An 18,046-nucleotide genomic window follows, 5' to 3' on the forward strand; every position below is an offset into this window, starting at 1 on the left:
GAATAAAGGGCAGAATTACATTCCGCCCTTCTTCGATTTATCGTTGGTTATTACTTTTTTAGTATATGCGATATAAACGACCTTCATCAGTGACCGCATATAATGCCCCATCGACACCTTGCGTAATATCCCGAAAACACCATCCCTCTCCGTTCAAAAAAATATAGGATTCCTTCCCCACTTTCAAGAATAACATGAAGTATTCGTCAGTTAATCGTTATCTACAAATTGTCATTTTATACAGAAAAAAAACACATTTCATAGGCGAATCACCAATTTTAATACACTGGCTTTAAGTGTAATAGTCTACTTTTGTAGGTATATAAATAGAATTTAAACAAGACTGTGCTAAACAAGATTTGCAGTTACAGCTATAAAAAATAAGCCTATGAAATCAATAGATGATAAAAAATTGTATCAATGGGTAGACCAACTTAGGGAAAGAGGCCACACCGCAAGCAAACAGCGCATTCTTATCATGCAAGCATTATTTGCACATCCGATTATCGAAGATATAGAGACATTTTGGATTACGCTACGCCAAGAGCATCGTATTTCATGGGCAACATTTTATAGCTTTATACGTTTAGCTGTAAAAGAAAAATGGCTGGCCAAACAAGGGCCGAGCTCTACTTATGCACGTTATCATTTACTGATCGATACACAGTAAATGTATTGTATCTGCCACATGAAAACAGACGTTATTTAAGAAATGTTAAAAAAATCGCTGTTGTTATGGATAAACCAATGAAAATAGCGATTTTCATAGATGATTAAGCAGAAAGAAGCATACAACATAGGAAAGAAATCTGAATATTTGTATGGAATCGTTTTAAATAAAGAACTATGATATTAAGTCAAAATATTAAAGAAAACACTACAGCTTCCCATCAGAAATTAGAAGGAATCGTTGTTCGTCAATTAAAAGCCGTTCGTTCGAATGCGGACTATGCCGATGTTTTGAAGAATTTCTATGCTTATTTCAGTAGTGTGGAAAAAGCTATTGCTCCCTTTATTACAACAGAGGTATTGGCAGATTATGCAGAAAGAAGAGATTCTTCTTACATCAAACAGGACATCGAAGAATTAGGTAGCACAATCGATGATCTACCTGTAGCTACTGCGCCAAAAGTAACCAATACTTTGGAAGCTTTGTCTGCATTGTATGTATTGGAAGGTTCTATTATGGGCGGTCCTTACATTGTACAGATGCTGAATAAATACGGTATCACAAGTGGCACATCCTTTTTCTCTGGATATGGTGAGGATACGGGAAAAATGTGGGCAGCTTTTACAAGTGTGTTGAATAAATATGGGGAAGATCCTGCGACGCATGAGCATGCTGTGGCAATAGCAAATGAAACATTTTCCAAATTTGGCGATGTTTTTGCAGCTTCCTTATTGGAAAAATAAAAAGAGTTGACTCTTTGAAAATAATTATGCCTGAAAAAAAAGGTAACAAATCAAAATTATGGCTTAAACGCGCTGGTCTTGGCGCGTTTATGTTTTTTCTTCTAAAAGGTATCGCTTGGCTTTTTATTTTTGCTTTCGCCGCTAAATCTTGTACATAAGCCCACTTCTTTTCTACTTTCTTTTCATTGACTAATTTGGAGACTTTCGTTATATAAAGCCAAAAGTCACAGCCTCTCTGTTGTAAATTATACGTTCTGTTATCTCTAATCTATAGATTGCATTTATTTACAATCTACAAATCTATCTTTGATGAAATTTAGATAGCTTATTTTTCAACTTATTATTATATTCGGCAAAGATTATTAACTAAATGAGATTAAGAATATATTTTGTGAGTGTACTACTCGTGCTACTCGGACAGTTTTCAGGATATGCAGCCTTACCAAAGTTGACCACTGCCAGCGTTCCGGAGTGGATCAGCGTATCAAAGAAACAGCCTGTAACGCCTAACTTAGAAGATATTAGTGATGGTTATTACTTTGAACGCATTGAATATCAGGTTAATTTAGCGACGCAAACGCGCTTTCATCGAGATATTAAAGTTCTTACTGAAAATGCGGGAGCCGAAAATGCGGGACAAGTAAACATTAGTTTTGAACCACAATACCAAAAGCTTGTTTTACACGAACTGTATGTTCTTCGTAATGGACAGAAGATCGATCAGTTGGATATTCAAAAGTTCGAACTCATGGCCTATGAAAGTGAGCTTTCTAGGTCCATTTACAATGGAACATATTCCGCTTATTTGTTGCTTAACGATTTAAGGAAGGACGATAAGATTGTCTTATCTTATTCTCTGCAAGGATTTAATCCAGTTTTCGGCGGTAAATTTTTTGATTCTTATTCCCTACAAGGATACGAACCCTTTGGCTTACTACATGTAAATTTCGTAGTCCCTAAATCCCGCCAACTGCAGTTTAAGACATTCTTGAATGCACCTAAAGCAAGCCAGCAGGATCTGGGATCGTCCATCTCTTATTATTGGGACATTGCAGGAACTGAACAGGCCCCTGCCTACGAGTCCTATACTCCGTTTTGGCACAGTACAAGGCAAAGGATTGAATGTTCTGAATTCAAAAACTGGTCCGACGTTGCAAAATGGGCAGCAGCTGTCAATCCTATTCCTCATCTATCAAAAACGGGAAAACTAGGACAGTTTACCGAACAGTTGTGGAAGGATGCTAAAGGTGATTCTCTCGCCTATTTTAAGGAAGTCACTGATTTTGTACAAAATCACATCCGGTATATGGGGGTGGAAGTCGGCGAATATTCTCACCGCGCCAACGATCCGGAGAAGGTTTTCGCACAGCGGTATGGCGATTGTAAAGATAAATCTGTGCTCTTGGCAACCATGCTCAAAAGTCGTGGAATAGCAGCAAATCTCGTTCTTGCAAATACTATGGAGGAATATAAGCTGGAAGAATATTTACCTGCTCCTTCGGCCTTTAACCACATGGTTGTTCACGCGACAATTGACGAACGCGGTCAATATATTGATCCCACAATAACCAATCAAGGCGGTGCAATACGCGATCGTTACTTTCCATTTTATGGTAAGGTTTTATGGGCAAATACCGCTGGAGGACTGCTCAGAGACACGGAAAAGAACGTTGTTGGAAACATGCGCATCGAAGAGTCTTTTAAATTACAAAAGGATGGTAAAGCGGATCTCGACGTGTTAACGATTTATCAAGGCGCTAATGCAGACCACATACGCAGTTATTTCAAAGAAACCGCTAAGAATCAAATAGAAAAATCGTACCTCGATTATTACAAACGGTTTTATAAGAAGCTGTCCAAAAAATCGCCATTGGTTTATGAAGACGACATATCCAATAATGTTTTTCGTGTGCATGAGCACTATACGATACCGGAGATTTCAGAAATTGACCCCTCGACAAATAGGCGTATCGTATCCGTTTACACGACGAATTTAAGTAGCCAGCTCCCAGAAATTACGGAAGAAAGATCGACACCTATTTCGTTGGACTATCCAACCTCTTTTGAGCATGATATCTACATCATCAATCCCGATGGTGTCCGTATTCCGTCGATGAAAGAAAGTAAATTTGTCGACCGGGAAAGTTATTATTTCGCAAAAAATATCATGACTGTGGATGATACCTTAAAAATAGCATTTCGTCTCGGTTTTCACGAAACTTACGTTAAAGCAGATAAAGTCCAAGAATATATTTCTGATTTCATAGATAAAGATTCATTCTTCTCGGCAGGTTTGTTTATTGATGATGATGGTTTTGCAACTGGATCAAATACGCAACACCAGATCAACTTTTGGGCTGTTTTCGCGTTTATTGGTTTGTTGGGTTTATTCACCTGGATTACTTTAAAATTTTATCATCAACGAAAGGCTTCAACAATTATTCCATTATACGATGAAGTACAACATAATGAATTAGGAGGATGGTTAATTTTCTTAGGGCTAGCATTAATCACTACTTCTATACGTGTGTTTTACAACGGAATGATAGAATTGTTTTTCACACAACAAACTTGGAATTTATTGCAGTATAATGTAGGTTACTCACCTTCGTTATATCATGGTCTACTCCTATTTGAATTCATTGGCAACACATTTACTATTTTTCTTTCGTCTTATTGTTTTTATTTGATGATTAAACGGCGGGATATATTTCCCCAGACACTACTCGTATTGTTAGTGCACCAGCTGCTCGTTGTTCTCCTTGACACTTATTTTGTATGGACTATAGCCAAAAGTAATGTCTTGATAGAAACTGGCTCGGAAATATTTCGCGCAGTTGTATTTGCTATTATTTGGACACTTTACATTGTGAAGTCTACGCGCGTAAAGGGTACATTTTTAGTCTTGAGTTCTTCACAGGCTGCTCTTTATCCGCCTGAGCCGAATTTACCTCCGCTTCCGCCAGTAGTAGGCCGTGACGATCAGTAAAACTTCAGTTTACAACTCAGAAAGGAGCTCTACGTTAATTTGACTTCATGAACAAAATCTTTAACCTCAGCATTCCATGGCTGAGTTTTTTTTATTACTTCGACAAATCGTAAGTGAACTCGGTTTTACATTTGACGACAAATTCGAATATCTTTTCGGCAAAAGGCAAACATCCAAAATAAAAAGTCCACCAATCTTAGATATGAAATGTCCATGATTGGCAAAACACAAACACGAATGAAAATAACCCCGAAGGGCTCATCGAAGATAACCGAACGAAGTGAGCTCTCCAAAGGAAATCTGGACATTCCATATGGCCATTAAAAAAACAGATAATTTACATATGAAATAATTTTTCAAAAAAATTATTCAAATTTTGGTGAACTCAAAAAAAATATCTAGCTTTAGAGTGCGTCAAATGATCCACTCAAGTGGACGAAATCTAGTAGGAAATTCCCCGTCGTGAGATAGGGAATTTTTTTTTTACACTCTATCTGGCCATTCATTTGGCAATTCACCACTGAAACCCATTTCCGGCAGGCTGTCTATAGCGTGCATATCTTGTTCGGATAAATTGAAATCAAAGATTAATAAGTTTTCTTGGATACGCGCCAATGTAGTAGACTTAGGTATAACAATAGCATCGTGTTGAAGCACCCAGCGCAAACATACTTGGGATACTGTTTTTCCATGCTTCAGCGCAATTGATTCTAACACTGGATTTCCAAAAACCTTACCTCGTGCCAAAGGCGACCATGATTGAATAGCTATACCATGCGAACGGCAAAAGGACACGACTTCCGGTTGCCAATAGCCTGGATGGAATTCAATCTGATTGATAGCTGGAACTACTCGAGTAGTCTGTAATAGTGCTTCTAAATGCTCTGGCCAAAAATTACTTACACCAATTGACTTGATTTTACCTTGCGCCTGTAGGTCTTCCATCACACGCCAAGCGTCTGCATTTGCTTGTTGCCAATTTGCATAGTTCTTTGCATTTGCTGGCCAATGTATCAGATACAAATCAATGTAATCGACAGCCAATTTTTTCAAGGATTTTTCAAAAGCCATTTTTGTTTCCTCATACCCTAAATTTTCTCGCCAAAGCTTTGTTGTGATGATAACTTCTTCGCGAGGAATCCCACTTTTCTGAATGCCTTTCCCTACATGCTCTTCATTTTCGTATTTGGCTGCTGTGTCCAATAACCGATATCCGGCCTGTAATGCTTCCTGAACAGCCACAATGCCTTCTTCTTCCTTTGCTTTATAAGTACCGAATCCTAATACAGGAATTTCGTGCCCGTCATTTAATTTAATATAATGCATAATGAAAAAACTACTTTTGTTCTTATTTTTAGATCCGGAAAAAATTCCAATCTTTTACAAGTTACTAGAAAAAGGTTTTATCTGACTTATCTAAAATGTAAAATTTTATCTCACCATCTGAATATGATGCAATTAAAGATGTTATAAAATTGAATCATGGCAGCAGTTGCAATGGAAGCTGTAGCTTACACAACAAAATAAAAATCATCGTAATATGAGATCATCGTCCGGTATATACGCACTATCTGTTATTGATTTCCATAAATTATCAGAAGTGGATTTATTGGCTCATTATCCTTCAGGAGAAATTCCAAAAAGATCAGACTACGTGCGCCTTCGTATCGTCGAATTGCGCGTCAATAACGTATTGTTTGCTATGAGCGATGTGCTACCTCCCTTGATGATTTCAATACGATATGATAACAATAGTTTATTCTTAACATGTGACTGTCACTTCTCCGGTCATCATCTCTGTTCGCACGAAATGCTAGCCCTAAGTGCGCTGTTACACGTAAACGCGTATAGGCCTTTCTTCGATATCATGGCTCGAAAAGAAGCTTTAGTTAATACCGCTAGAGCTTTTGGTCTAGAGCATGAGCAGGATTTAGATCTTTACTTTGATTTACGGTATAACAACGAAGGAGTTGTAGCTGTCGCCAAAAATGACCAAATATTAGCTATTGACGAGAAAAAAAACGAAATTCCGTTGGTGAATGCCAGTTTAGTTCGCAAGGAAAATCGCGACAAAGAAAATAAATCGCCTCAATTACCCATCTTAGTAATAACGCGTCACCGTTTTTACAATCAACTCCGTTTCGAATTGATAAAAGCGGAACTATCTCGCACAGGAACATTGAAAGGTTCTGTAAACTATTTAAATCCCGCATCGTTACTTTGGAAAGCGAAGGATGCTACGGAAGCCAAATTTTATGCCGCAATAGGAAGTTTCCAACAAAGCTATAACGAGGATGAACAGATCGATTTGGAGGCTTTGTCTGCAATCGTTGAAAACCCATTGGGATTGCCTGTATACTATCACGATCGCCTTATTTCTGAAAAAATCAGCAGCAAATCGATCAAACCAACAACAATAGCATTATTCCAGGCTAAAATAGAGTTATCAGTATTCAAACGTCTCCCATTCTATGAAATAAAAGCATTCTGCATCTGGGATCAGCAAAAGATTGTCCTGAGAAATTTGGATCTGCAGCATCAGAGTTTCGTTAGGAAGGACAACACCTTCTTCTTGATACAGGACAGCAACATATTGAATTTGATTCATTTTTTTAAGAACAAAGCTGAAATTTTGCTCATTCACCATAGCAAATATGACAGTTTTGTAAAAAATACCCTCGGTCCGCTTGAAGAGATTGTCCGGGTGAATTACACCTATATTCGACAAGCTACTGAATTGGAGACAAAATCAATCCGATCAGATCAAGAACGGATAATCTATTTTAGCCAAGAAGGAAGTTATGTCAATATTACACCAGTTGTACGATATGGGCATATTGAAGTGCCTATTTCTTCACAAAAACAAATTCGCGTGCAAGATGAAAACGGGAACTTATTTACATTGGAACGCCAATCGGATTTTGAAGACAAATTTGTTAATTTAATTCTTCTTCAACATCAGGATTTTCGAGAGCAGTTGACAGAACCTGATTACTTTTACCTACATCATCATCAATTTTTAGATGATGATTGGTTTATGAAAGCTTTCGAAGCTTGGCGCAACGAAGGGATTACCTTATTGGGTTTCCAAGAGCTCGGTTTAACAAAGCTAAATCCATACCGTGCAAAAATTGACATTAAAATTGTCAGTGGTACGGATTGGTTTAACACGAAAATCAATGTTTCTTTTGCTGATCAACAGGCATCGATCAAACAAATACACAGGGCAATTCGCTACAAAAGTAAATACATTCAGCTTGATGATGGTACACTAGGCATCTTGCCAGAAGATTGGCTACAAAAAATTACAGCGTTCTTCCAGTTTAGTATTCTAGAAGGTGACCTATTGAAAACACCAAAAATTTGTATTTCAGCTATCGAATCGCTTTTCGAGAAAGAAATTGTTCCTTATGAAATAGAAGAGGAAATTAAAACGATTAGACAAACGTTAGCTAAAATAAAGGTTCTAAAAAATACAGCGGTTCCCAAAGGTCTAACCACGCGTTTACGATCTTATCAAATAGAGGGGCTACAATGGTTAAATCAGTTAGACGATCTGAATTTCGGCGGTTGCCTTGCCGACGACATGGGACTAGGAAAAACGATACAGATGATTGCTTATCTTCTTTCTCAACGTGAAAAAAGAGGGAAATGCATTGATTTGATCGTAGTACCGACATCTTTAGTCTTCAATTGGCAAAATGAAATCAAAAGCTTTGCACCAGCCTTAAATGTGTTGCTCTGGACGGGTATGGAAAGGAAGAAGAAAATGGAAGAATTAATGCCCTATGACATTATTCTCACCAGCTATGGAACGTTGCTATCGGATATCGCCTTGCTCAAAAAAATAGACTTCAATAGTATTATCCTTGATGAATCTCAGGCCATAAAAAACCCCAATTCGGAGCGCTATAAAGCAAGTCGTTTACTTCAATCGCGTGTTCGATTTGTGCTTACTGGTACCCCGGTCGAAAATAGTACTTTCGACTTATATGGCCAATTGTCATTTGCTTGCCCCGGCCTTCTTGGCAGTCGACAATTTTTTAAGGATACGTATGCCACGCCTATTGATAGATTCCAAGATCGTCAACGCGCGAAAAGTCTGCAGAAAACAATTGCTCCTTTTGTACTTCGTAGAACAAAACAACAGGTTGCTAGCGAATTACCTGAAAAAACAGAAATGTTGATTTATTGTGAGATGGGGTCTGAACAAAGAAAGATCTACGACGTACATGAAGCCGAACTACGTGCTTATTTAACAAATACGAATGAAGAAGAGATTAATCGAAACAATATGCATGTATTATCGGCCCTTACCCGATTACGCCAAATCTGTAATGCGCCGTTTTTATTGAAAGAGGGATATGATGCTCATATATCTACAAAAATAGACACCTTGCTCGAACATTTAGATGGGTTAATAAGCGATCATAAAATATTAATTTTTTCACAATTTGTATCGATGCTCGACCTTATTAAACAGGCTTTGGTTAAACGAAATATACCTTTTTGTTTGCTTACGGGTGATACAAAAGACCGAGAGAGCGTTGTTCAAGAATTTCAAGAGGACAGCAGTAAACATGTTTTTTTGATTAGCCTAAAAGCCGGAGGGGTTGGACTAAATCTTACAGCTGCAGATTATGTTTTTTTGGTAGACCCTTGGTGGAACCCCGCTATAGAAAACCAAGCGATCGACCGCTGTTATAGGATAGGACAGGATAAACATGTTGTGGCTGTTCGGCTTATCACACCAAATACCGTAGAGGAAAAAATCAGGGATTTACAGGAGAAGAAAAAGGAACTTGCTTACGACATGGTGAAAACCGACACCGATGTGATGAGCAAGTTTTCGAAAAGAGATTGGCTTGATTTGCTTTCCTAGCATAATCAAGCCAACTTTTCAAGAAAGATCTACTGTTTTGTCAAAACCATACCGGTTTCAAAACGAAGCGAATCGATATTCTTGAAAATTAATTTACCATCTTTCTCTTCCATATAACCATATCCCTCGGTAGCTGTCTTTCCATTGAGGACAAAAGCAACTTGACGAATGGAAGATTGTCCTTCCGAATCAAATGTATAATCTGCAATTAAAAGGCTATCTTTTAATTGCCCTTCAATGGTTCCTGCATTTCTATCTTTTTCTTTCCAGGCATAAGTCAAGTGCCCCATTGCTTTATCTCCTTGTATTGTCAAATGTAGCGAAACGGTATCTCCTGACGCTTCATAAGCGTAAGATCCAACCAAATCTTCGGTATTGATTGCTTTGTTACTTTCGGAATTTACTGACGCGCTATCTGTATCTGTACTTTTTGAAGCTTGACCACAAGCTGTAAATAACCCTATTGCAAGCAGCAAACAGCCTATTGTTTTCCTATTTTTCATATGTAAATAATTATTTATAAGTATTAGATTTTATTGGAATAATAAACCAACATATTTTACGCTACCCATCAAAATACATCTATTGCATTTGGCTCGAAAATATTCGTTTTAAATAACAAAATACGTACCAACATGCCCTCATAGGCTCTTTGTTATAAAAGCAGCTCTCTTTCGCCTATTCCCTTTTGGTACTTCAATAACTTCGTAATTAAAATCCTTGTAGGCATCTCGAAGCACATCAAACGTGCGCTCGGCCTCGTCCCAGGTTTGGCGGCGTTCATCATCTTGCTCATAAATGTCCTTCCAAGGCGGGAATATAAATACTTTTTTATTATATCGATAGGCTAAACAGGCCTCTATTTGCAATGCACTGAGTTCTAAATTTTCCAAACGAGCGTATCCCACGCAGTCTAAAAGACCGCGATCGAAAAAAACAGGTTGATTTCCAGCGTCTATCGCTTGAGGTTTTAAATTTTCAAGTGATGCGGCAAACATCTTGTTTAAATATTCTTTTTTATTGCCCCAAGGTAAAGCATTACCTCCAGAGGCGATCTGCTGTTGTATAATCTGTCTGGCATTTTCTTCTATACAGCGATAGCCTTGTGCAAATAGACTAGCCAATAATGTTGTCTTACCTACTCCAGGTCCACCAGTCAATACGTAATAAGAGTCGTTTTGGTAAAGCATGATAAAGATTTAAAGATAAAGGAATAAATAACAATCGGTGGCTTATCAGAGGTCGAACACAAATATAAGTTATAATTTAATACCTCTCCTACAAAAAAAGGATCCGCGTTGGGATCCTTCTATCTTTTTACACGAAAGTGTATATTATTTCTTTTTTCTATACAATTCTTCGCGTTGTGCTTTTACCACATCGGAATTGATATACTCATCGTAACTCATTAATTTATCTATAATACCGTTAGGTGTTAATTCGATAATACGATTTGCTACAGTTTCTGTCAACTCGTGGTCACGTGAGGTAAACAACATCGAACCTCTAAAATCTTTCATGCCGTTGTTTAAAGCAGTAATTGATTCAAGATCCAAATGGTTCGTTGGCTCATCAAAAAGTAGAAAATTTGCACCTTGAAGCATCATTTTAGAAAACATACAGCGCATTTTCTCTCCTCCAGAAAGGACTGAAACTTTTTTCATAACCTCTTCACCGGAGAACAGCATCTTTCCTAGAAATCCACGAATAAACTGCTCATCAGCATCAGGCTTGGTTGTGTAATTACGTAACCAGTCTACCAAATTTTCACTGACCCCATCGAAATATTCTGCATTTTCAATAGGCATATCGGTTGGAGTGATCGTGATTCCCCATTTAAATTCACCTTTAAAATCAGTATCTCTTCCAGAAAGAATTTCATAGAAAGCGGAAGTCACCAAGGAATTTTCAGATAGAACCGCGATCTTATCGCCTTTGTTGATCATAAAGGTGATATCTTTAAAATATACTTCACCATTTACGGTCTTGCTTAAACCATCTACCTGTAAAATTTGATCACCTGGCTCACGATCCATTTGGTTAAACATAATTGCTGGATATTTTCTATTCGAAGGTTTAATATCCTCAACATTAAGTTTGTCCAAGGCTTTCTTCCGTGAGGTAGCTTGCTTAGATTTGGAAGCATTCGCCGAGAATCTACGGATAAACTCCTGAAGCTCTTTGATCTTATCTTCCATCTTTTTATTTTGATCCGAACGTTGTTTCAACGCAAGTTGGGATGATTCGTACCAGAAGGTATAATTTCCGGTATAGATAGTCATTTTTCCAAAATCAATATCGACGATATGTGTACAAACGTGATCCAGGAAGTGACGATCGTGGGATACAACCAATACAATAGCTTCATAAGCTGCTAGAAAATCTTCTAACCAAGCAATCGTATTGATATCCAAATCATTCGTTGGCTCATCTAGAATTAAGATATCTGGTTTTCCGAAAAGGGCTTGCGCTAGGAGAACACGAACTTTCTCATTACCATCAAGTTCTTTCAGAAGTTTATAATGAAGCTCCTCTTTGATACCTAGGTTACTTAAAAGCGTTGCTGCGTTACTTTCCGCATTCCATCCGTCCATCTCTGCAAAAAGGCTCTCCAATTCACCAGCACGCTCCCCATCAGCATCAGAAAAGTCCTCCTTCATATAGATGGCGTCCTTTTCTTTCATCACTTTATAGAGCTCCTGATTTCCTATCATAACGGTTTCGAGCACGGAAAATTCGTCGAATTGGTAGTGATTCTGGTTCAAAACCGACATACGCTCACCTGGCGTAAATGCGACTGATCCACTAGTAGGATCTACCTCTCCTGAAATAATCTTTAGAAAGGTTGACTTACCTGCACCATTCGCTCCTATAATTCCGTAACAGTTTCCTGGAGTAAATTTTAAATTGACATCTTCGAATAGCACACGTTTGCCAAAGCGAAGACTAAGGTTCGAGACGTTAATCATGCGGCAAAGATACGCTTTTATTCTTGGATTTTTTAGTCTAAAAACGAGCTGTTTACAAAGGAACAACACGAAAAAAAACAGGACAAATGCGCTTAACGTACAGTGAGGCATTTAGCACCTTTTTCACCAACCTGGCAAACGAAGATCGCCAAACAAGCCCTTTCAAAGGCATCAATTGATGCGATTCTTATAGTACTTCTCTAAAGGTTTATTTTTCAAATCGATAAGATAACCATTCACAATAGCATACCTTAGCTCTTGGCCATTTCCAAGGAAAAAATTGCTACTCCCTAATAAGCTTATATGCTGGGTTGGCGTGATGTTAGATTGCGTGAAAAGAACCAACGGTAAATCATGCAAAGTCCCTGCTACATTTCCTTTTATTTTGACAGCGATATAACCTTCTTTTAGAAGTTGCCAGGCTTTTTCCATAGAAATACCCCCCATACTTTCGAAAGATTCAGGGTAAACCTTGCCCTGGACAAAGTTCAGTCCTTGCGCATCGATCTCTTCATATCCTGCTAGATCTTCCAAATCTCCCAAATCCTCAATATGCCCACGTACAAAGAAATCTCTATCAACGGTTATTTCTGTTCGACGAATAGCAACATCTGTTTTCAGCGGTACAGATTCGTTGGTAAGCTGAACATTACGCAACAGCACATCATTCAATTGCATCGCATTGAATGGTATCTTGTCGTAATCTGTTTGTTCATATTTTTTGTAAGAATCTTGCGCGATTTCTAGCAGTGCATTTAAAATAATGGCAAAATTTAGCCTTCTAATTTCCTGCTTTTCAGGGTCTCCTTTTTTACCTCCTGATTCGATAAGAACGGTGCTCGCTCCCCAGCTCTGAAAATTATCGCCAAACCCTCTAGGAGAATAGGTATCATCATATTTCGCTACAGCATTTGGTACATATTGTTGCAATAAGGTATTTATGCCTACAATAATCTGCATAGCTCCCTTACGTACCTCGTTAACTTCCCGAGCCTGATTATAAGCCGGAGCCAGTAATGAAATCGTCACCGGATTTTTTGTTTCGGGAACATTATAATAAATACTCTGATCATGTAGATTGAACCCAAAAGAAGGTTTCACTTCTTGGGCAATACGTTTTAATAATGCTCCTTCCACTGTCTGCGTAGCCCTGGCATCGCGATTCAAATCTATTTGCTGTGCATTCCGCCTTGTGTAACGCTCTGCTCCATCTGGATTTAGCATCGGAATAAAGTGAATCTCCAAGTGTTCGTTCAACAGGTTTCTCAAGCTGTCGAAGCGATCATCCTTGCCTTCTAAAAAATTAAAAATATCGAACAATGCCATCGTAGCCGTTGGTTCATCGCCATGCATCTGCGACCAAAGCATCACTTTTTTGTTGCCTTGACCATACTTTAACTTGTAAATGCTTCTTTTTTCGGCGGATCTTCCAATTTCAGCGATTTCCAATACATCTTTTTCGCGATGAAACTGAATCAAAGAATCGATGTCGCTATGCTTAAATCGACGGTGAAATAATTTCGATTCTCTATATTTTTCGAATAGATTATTGAATTGTGCTGTATCTATTGTCATAGCATCTCTATAGTCGGATTGCGCTTTTGTTTTTTCCTCTGTGCAGGATTGGAGCGATACTAGCGTCGCTAAAATAAGAATCATTACTTTCATCTGTTTACTTTTGTTTCCGTTTATCAGATGGAATCTGAACGCCATGAACTATTCATTTTCCAATGCAATTAAATAGATTCGTTCAGATCCTTTTTAAGATAACGCTTTTTGAGATAACTGTATTACATACATGAACAGATTATTATATGCTGTTATCGGTTAAACAAAAGCCTATGTCCTGTTCCCACTTCCTGAATCTTTCCGTTAACAAAGGAAAGGTTGCCTGAAACAAAGGTATGAGTGATTGTAGAAGAAAAGGTATGACCTTCAAAAGGAGACCAGCCACATTTGGACAATATATTATCTTTAGAAACAGTATAGGGTTTATCTAAATCGACCAATACCAAATCTGCCCAATATCCTTCTCGAATAAAACCACGACTTTCGATCTGGAATAAAGTCGCTGTATTGTGTGCTGTTTTTTGCACTAATTGTTCTAACGTCATTTTTCCTTGTTTTACAAGATCGAGTAAAGCTTGTAAAGCATGTTGAACGAGAGGTCCTCCAGACGGAGCTTTTGCATATGCACTGGTCTTTTCCTCATAGGTGTGCGGAGCATGATCTGTCGCAATAACATCAATATGTCCATCTAAAACCGCACTTAAGATTGTATCACGATCTGTTGCTGTCTTTACAGCTGGATTCCATTTAATAAAATTTCCTTTTTCTTGATAATCTTGATCGGAAAACCAAAGGTGATGAATACAAGCTTCGGCCGTAATTCTTTTCTGCTCTAATGGTAAATCATTCGCAAAAAGGGATGTTTCTTTCGCTGTAGAGATGTGTAAAATATGAAGTCGTGCATTGTGCTTTCTTGCCAATGCTACGGCTTTTGACGACGAGAGATAACAAGCTTCTGCGGAACGTATCAAAGGATGCATATAGGGCTGTAAACCATCTTCGCCATATTTTTCTTTAAAAGCTACCAAATTCTGCTGAATGGTCTCCTCATCCTCGCAGTGCACAGCAATCAATGTGGGTGCTTGTTCAAATATTTGCTCTAAGGTGGTCTCATTATCCACCAACATATTTCCCGTAGACGAGCCCATAAAAATTTTTATTCCACATACATCTCGTGGATTCGTTTTCAAGACTTCCGCAAGGTTATCATTAGCTGCTCCCATAAAAAAGGAATAATTAGCCAATGATTTTTCTGCCGCAATCTCGTACTTATCTTGTAGCAGCTGTTGTGTTAGCGTATTAGGCACCGTATTAGGCATCTCCATAAAAGAGGTTGTACCTCCTGCTACTGCTGCCCTACTCTCATGCCATATGTCTGCTTTGTAGGTTAATCCCGGCTCACGGAAATGCACTTGGTCATCAATCAAACCTGGTAAAAGAAATAGACCGGAGGCATCGATAACCTGATCAGCCCCCTGTTCAATATGATCTGCGATTTTTTGAATACGTCCATCTTGAATATATACATCAGCTTGGAAGCTCTTTCCTTCGTTTACAATTTGAGCAGACTTGATAAGAATTGAAGACATGGAATAAATTAAAAAGTAAATATTGTGTGTATAAAGCTTAAAACATCTTTTCTATCAAAAACGTTAAGCGTTACTATTTTGCGTTTGCAAGTTACAAATACGATCGAAAAAAGCGAAAAACCTCTTAAAGAAAAAGCCCGCAATCGGGCGATTACGAGCTTTCCTATTAACCAATTATAAACTTAAATTATGAGACTGCAAATTTAACGTTTTAGTGATAAACCTCCAAGTTATAACTTGCATTTTTTCGCCCATAAATGCTATCTATCGACTTCACCAAGCACAATATCAATAGAACCCAATATAGCGATGAGGTCTGCAATAAGCTGTCCTTTACCTAACTCAGGCAAAACAGATAAGTTATTAAAACTTGGTCCTCTGGCCTTTACACGCTTAGGAATATCTGTTTTTTCCTGTGTCACGAAATGGAATCCTAACTCTCCTTTTGGGTTTTCCGCACGGATGTAATATTCTTGTGATTTTAAATTTACTTTCTTTGGAACCATCCCCCGGGGATCGAACTCTGGTGTTCTTTTAAAATCTGATCTTAAGCGATCGATACATTGTTCGATGATCCGGACAGATTCTTTAATTTCATCCACACGCACTTTATAGCGATCCCAGCAATCGCCTAATTCTCCCATTTCACCTTTACCAACAGGAATATCAAACTCAAGCTCTGGATAAACCGAGTAACCGTCTATTCTACGGAGATCCCATTTTATACCGGAAGCGCGCAGCAATGGACCGCTACAACCGTAATTGATAGCGACATCAGCAGGCAAAACGCCAATACGGGCTGTACGTGCAATAAATATTTCATTGTTAGAAAGTAAATCATCTAACTCGACAAGCTTGGGTTTAAAATACGTTACAAAATCTTTACACCGATCTTCGAAACCTACAGGTAAATCATAAAATAAGCCTCCAACCCAGATATAGTTATAGAGCATGCGCGAGCCAGAAGCCCATTCCAACATATTCATGATATGCTCCCGATCTCTAAAACACCACATAAAAGGCGTAAATGCGCCGATGTCGATACCATAAGTACCTATAGCTATAAGATGTGATGCTATGCGATTCAACTCACATACCAAAACACGGATGTATTCCACACGTTTCGGTATATTTCCCTCAATTCCCAACATACGTTCGACTCCCATCACAAAGGCATGACTGTTGTTCATGGATGCGAGGTAGTCCAACCGATCTGTAAATGGAATACTTTTTGCGTAATTCATAGACTCTGCATGCTTATCAAAACAGCGATGCAAGTACCCTAAATGAGGAATAATCTCTTTGACAATCTCTCCGTCTGTAATCAACTCTAAACGGAGAACACCATGCGTAGATGGGTGCTGTGGCCCCATATTAATAACCATCTCTTGCGAACTGATGGCTTCTATTTTTTTTCTATAGTTATCCAGTCCTTCTGTATAAGCCTTCATCACTATTTATTTTATAGCTATTCCATGATATGATTCTGCATCTTCATAATCCTTACGTAAAGGATAACCAATCCAATCGTCGGGAAGTAAGATCCTTCTCAAATCAGGATGATCGGTAAAAAATATACCCATCAGATCAAAAGCCTCCCGCTCATGCCAATCAGCAGTCCGCCAAACACTCGATACAGAGGGAACTTCCGGCAAATCGCGGAGATTCCTATCATTCTCTAGCTCCACCTTTAACGTTAACTGTGTTTGGTAAGGGATCGACGCGATATGATAAACCACGGTAAAGCGGTTTTCGGGATGGTAATCCACTGCTGTTATATTGGATAAAAAGTCAAAATAACAGCCTTCTGTATCTCTCAAAAAAAATGCAATCTCGACAAGATGCTTTTTCTGAATAACCAGTATAGGCTGTAATGCATGCTCTTCAACTCGGAGCACGACCTCTTGTCCGAAATTTTTTAAGAGGAGGTTTTTAATTTTTTCAAACATAGTTTAAGGAGCTAAACGTTGGATTTTCCAATCGCCCTGTTGAAATATATATTCTATGCGGTCGTGAAGCCTATTGCTTCTACCCTGCCAAAACTCCATTTTCAATGGTGTTACTTGATATCCGCCCCAATATGCTGGTCGTTGAATATTATCAACCTGAGCATACTCTTGGGTTAATTCATCTGCACGCTCTTCTAAAACTTCTCGACCAGCAATAACCTGACTTTGGGGCGAAGCTAAAGCGCCAATACGACTTGCCTTAGGGCGCGAGGAAAAATATTCATCAGAGTCTTCGGTAGGCAACTTTTCTGACCAGCCTTCTATACGTACTTGGCGTTGCAATTCGGGCCAAAAAAACAGTAAACTGACCTGTTTCCGGTTTACCATAGATTGTCCTTTTTTGCTGTGGTAATTGGTAAAAAAGCTAAATCCTGACGGTTTAATATCTTTCAGCAGAACCACCCGCGACGATGGAAAGCCATCATCACTTATTGTTGCTAGCACCATCGCATTAGGTTCTGTGACATCCGCTTGAAGAGCTTCTTCAAACCAACGTTCAAATTGCTGTATTGGATTGCTTAAAACATCACTTTCATCCAACTTATACTTGCTATAGTCCTCGCGTATCGCCGCTATATCTTTGTGAGTAATGGACATGGTATATGTATATTGATACAATGACAAAC

Annotated in this window: 14 protein-coding genes; 4 read left to right on the forward strand and 10 right to left on the reverse strand. The window is 38.5% G+C overall.

Annotated features, from left to right (window positions below; all coding sequences use genetic code 11):
* Positions 1-58 precede the first annotated feature (58 nt).
* Positions 59-196: a hypothetical protein gene (locus ACSZOX_RS00435; RefSeq protein WP_437917726.1), complete on the reverse strand. Its 138-nt coding sequence runs from the start codon at positions 194-196 to the stop codon at positions 59-61.
* Between the two features lie 192 nt (positions 197-388).
* Between ACSZOX_RS00435 and ACSZOX_RS00440 the strand changes: the two genes are divergently transcribed.
* The 3 genes from ACSZOX_RS00440 (at position 389) to ACSZOX_RS00450 (ending at position 4,402) form a co-directional block, all read left to right on the forward strand.
* A complete protein-coding gene (locus ACSZOX_RS00440) occupies positions 389-670 on the forward strand; it encodes a hypothetical protein (protein ID WP_437917727.1) in 282 nt (93 codons plus the stop codon).
* Between the two features lie 176 nt (positions 671-846).
* Positions 847-1,413 (forward strand): biliverdin-producing heme oxygenase, encoded by a 567-nt coding sequence (locus tag ACSZOX_RS00445; RefSeq protein WP_437917728.1) that lies wholly within the window; start codon positions 847-849, stop codon positions 1,411-1,413.
* Positions 1,414-1,783: 370 nt separating this feature from the next.
* Positions 1,784-4,402: a DUF3857 domain-containing protein gene (locus ACSZOX_RS00450; protein ID WP_437917729.1), complete on the forward strand. Its 2,619-nt coding sequence runs from the start codon at positions 1,784-1,786 to the stop codon at positions 4,400-4,402.
* A gap of 483 nt (positions 4,403-4,885) precedes the next feature.
* Here ACSZOX_RS00450 and ACSZOX_RS00455 read toward each other — a convergent pair whose 3' ends face one another.
* On the reverse strand, positions 4,886-5,728 hold the full coding sequence (locus ACSZOX_RS00455; RefSeq protein WP_437917730.1) for an aldo/keto reductase: 843 nt from the start codon (positions 5,726-5,728) through the stop codon (positions 4,886-4,888).
* A 214-nt stretch (positions 5,729-5,942) separates the two neighbouring features.
* Here ACSZOX_RS00455 and ACSZOX_RS00460 point away from each other — a divergent pair, with 214 nt between their 5' ends.
* Positions 5,943-9,284 carry a DEAD/DEAH box helicase gene (locus tag ACSZOX_RS00460; RefSeq protein WP_437917731.1) on the forward strand — a complete coding sequence of 1,114 codons (3,342 nt, stop codon included), beginning with the start codon at positions 5,943-5,945 and terminating at the stop codon, positions 9,282-9,284.
* A 29-nt stretch (positions 9,285-9,313) separates the two neighbouring features.
* Here the strand turns inward: ACSZOX_RS00460 and ACSZOX_RS00465 are convergent, their stop codons facing one another.
* The 8 genes from ACSZOX_RS00465 to pdxH form a co-directional block, all read right to left on the reverse strand.
* The gene (locus tag ACSZOX_RS00465) at positions 9,314-9,787 is read right to left on the reverse strand and encodes a hypothetical protein (protein WP_437917732.1); all 474 of its coding nucleotides are present in this window, start codon (positions 9,785-9,787) and stop codon (positions 9,314-9,316) included.
* A 138-nt stretch (positions 9,788-9,925) separates the two neighbouring features.
* On the reverse strand, positions 9,926-10,474 hold the full coding sequence (locus tag ACSZOX_RS00470; protein WP_437917733.1) for an AAA family ATPase: 549 nt from the start codon (positions 10,472-10,474) through the stop codon (positions 9,926-9,928).
* A 144-nt stretch (positions 10,475-10,618) separates the two neighbouring features.
* Positions 10,619-12,253, reverse strand: coding sequence for an ABC-F family ATP-binding cassette domain-containing protein (locus tag ACSZOX_RS00475; protein ID WP_437917734.1), 1,635 nt, complete (start codon positions 12,251-12,253; stop codon positions 10,619-10,621).
* 171 nt (positions 12,254-12,424) lie between these two features.
* Complete coding sequence (locus ACSZOX_RS00480; protein WP_437917735.1) at positions 12,425-13,921, reverse strand: M14 family zinc carboxypeptidase; 1,497 nt, start codon at positions 13,919-13,921, stop codon at positions 12,425-12,427.
* Between the two features lie 152 nt (positions 13,922-14,073).
* Positions 14,074-15,411 (reverse strand): dihydroorotase, encoded by a 1,338-nt coding sequence (locus tag ACSZOX_RS00485; protein WP_437917736.1) that lies wholly within the window; start codon positions 15,409-15,411, stop codon positions 14,074-14,076.
* Between the two features lie 260 nt (positions 15,412-15,671).
* Positions 15,672-16,862 (reverse strand): NADH-quinone oxidoreductase subunit D, encoded by a 1,191-nt coding sequence (locus tag ACSZOX_RS00490; protein ID WP_437917737.1) that lies wholly within the window; start codon positions 16,860-16,862, stop codon positions 15,672-15,674.
* Between the two features lie 6 nt (positions 16,863-16,868).
* A complete protein-coding gene (locus ACSZOX_RS00495) occupies positions 16,869-17,360 on the reverse strand; it encodes an NADH-quinone oxidoreductase subunit C (RefSeq protein ID WP_437917738.1) in 492 nt (163 codons plus the stop codon).
* 3 nt (positions 17,361-17,363) lie between these two features.
* A complete protein-coding gene (gene pdxH / locus ACSZOX_RS00500; RefSeq protein WP_437917739.1) occupies positions 17,364-18,017 on the reverse strand; it encodes a pyridoxamine 5'-phosphate oxidase in 654 nt (217 codons plus the stop codon).
* Positions 18,018-18,046: the final 29 nt, after the last annotated feature.

Source organism: Sphingobacterium sp. LRF_L2 (genome assembly GCF_965644235.1).
In the GTDB taxonomy this organism is placed as follows: Bacteria; Bacteroidota; Bacteroidia; order Sphingobacteriales; family Sphingobacteriaceae; genus Sphingobacterium.

What these genes read in the sequence shown, in the direction of transcription:
- ACSZOX_RS00435 (WP_437917726.1), bottom strand. Translation starts at nt 196, where the DNA reads ATGTTATTCTTGAAAGTGGGGAAGGAATCCTATATTTTTTTGAACGGA.
- ACSZOX_RS00440 (WP_437917727.1), top strand. Translation starts at nt 389, where the DNA reads ATGAAATCAATAGATGATAAAAAATTGTATCAATGGGTAGACCAACTT.
- ACSZOX_RS00445 (WP_437917728.1), top strand. Translation starts at nt 847, where the DNA reads ATGATATTAAGTCAAAATATTAAAGAAAACACTACAGCTTCCCATCAG.
- ACSZOX_RS00450 (WP_437917729.1), top strand. Translation starts at nt 1,784, where the DNA reads ATGAGATTAAGAATATATTTTGTGAGTGTACTACTCGTGCTACTCGGA.
- ACSZOX_RS00455 (WP_437917730.1), bottom strand. Translation starts at nt 5,728, where the DNA reads ATGCATTATATTAAATTAAATGACGGGCACGAAATTCCTGTATTAGGA.
- ACSZOX_RS00460 (WP_437917731.1), top strand. Translation starts at nt 5,943, where the DNA reads ATGAGATCATCGTCCGGTATATACGCACTATCTGTTATTGATTTCCAT.
- ACSZOX_RS00465 (WP_437917732.1), bottom strand. Translation starts at nt 9,787, where the DNA reads ATGAAAAATAGGAAAACAATAGGCTGTTTGCTGCTTGCAATAGGGTTA.
- ACSZOX_RS00470 (WP_437917733.1), bottom strand. Translation starts at nt 10,474, where the DNA reads ATGCTTTACCAAAACGACTCTTATTACGTATTGACTGGTGGACCTGGA.
- ACSZOX_RS00475 (WP_437917734.1), bottom strand. Translation starts at nt 12,253, where the DNA reads ATGATTAACGTCTCGAACCTTAGTCTTCGCTTTGGCAAACGTGTGCTA.
- ACSZOX_RS00480 (WP_437917735.1), bottom strand. Translation starts at nt 13,921, where the DNA reads ATGAAAGTAATGATTCTTATTTTAGCGACGCTAGTATCGCTCCAATCC.
- ACSZOX_RS00485 (WP_437917736.1), bottom strand. Translation starts at nt 15,411, where the DNA reads ATGTCTTCAATTCTTATCAAGTCTGCTCAAATTGTAAACGAAGGAAAG.
- ACSZOX_RS00490 (WP_437917737.1), bottom strand. Translation starts at nt 16,862, where the DNA reads ATGAAGGCTTATACAGAAGGACTGGATAACTATAGAAAAAAAATAGAA.
- ACSZOX_RS00495 (WP_437917738.1), bottom strand. Translation starts at nt 17,360, where the DNA reads ATGTTTGAAAAAATTAAAAACCTCCTCTTAAAAAATTTCGGACAAGAG.
- pdxH (WP_437917739.1), bottom strand. Translation starts at nt 18,017, where the DNA reads ATGTCCATTACTCACAAAGATATAGCGGCGATACGCGAGGACTATAGC.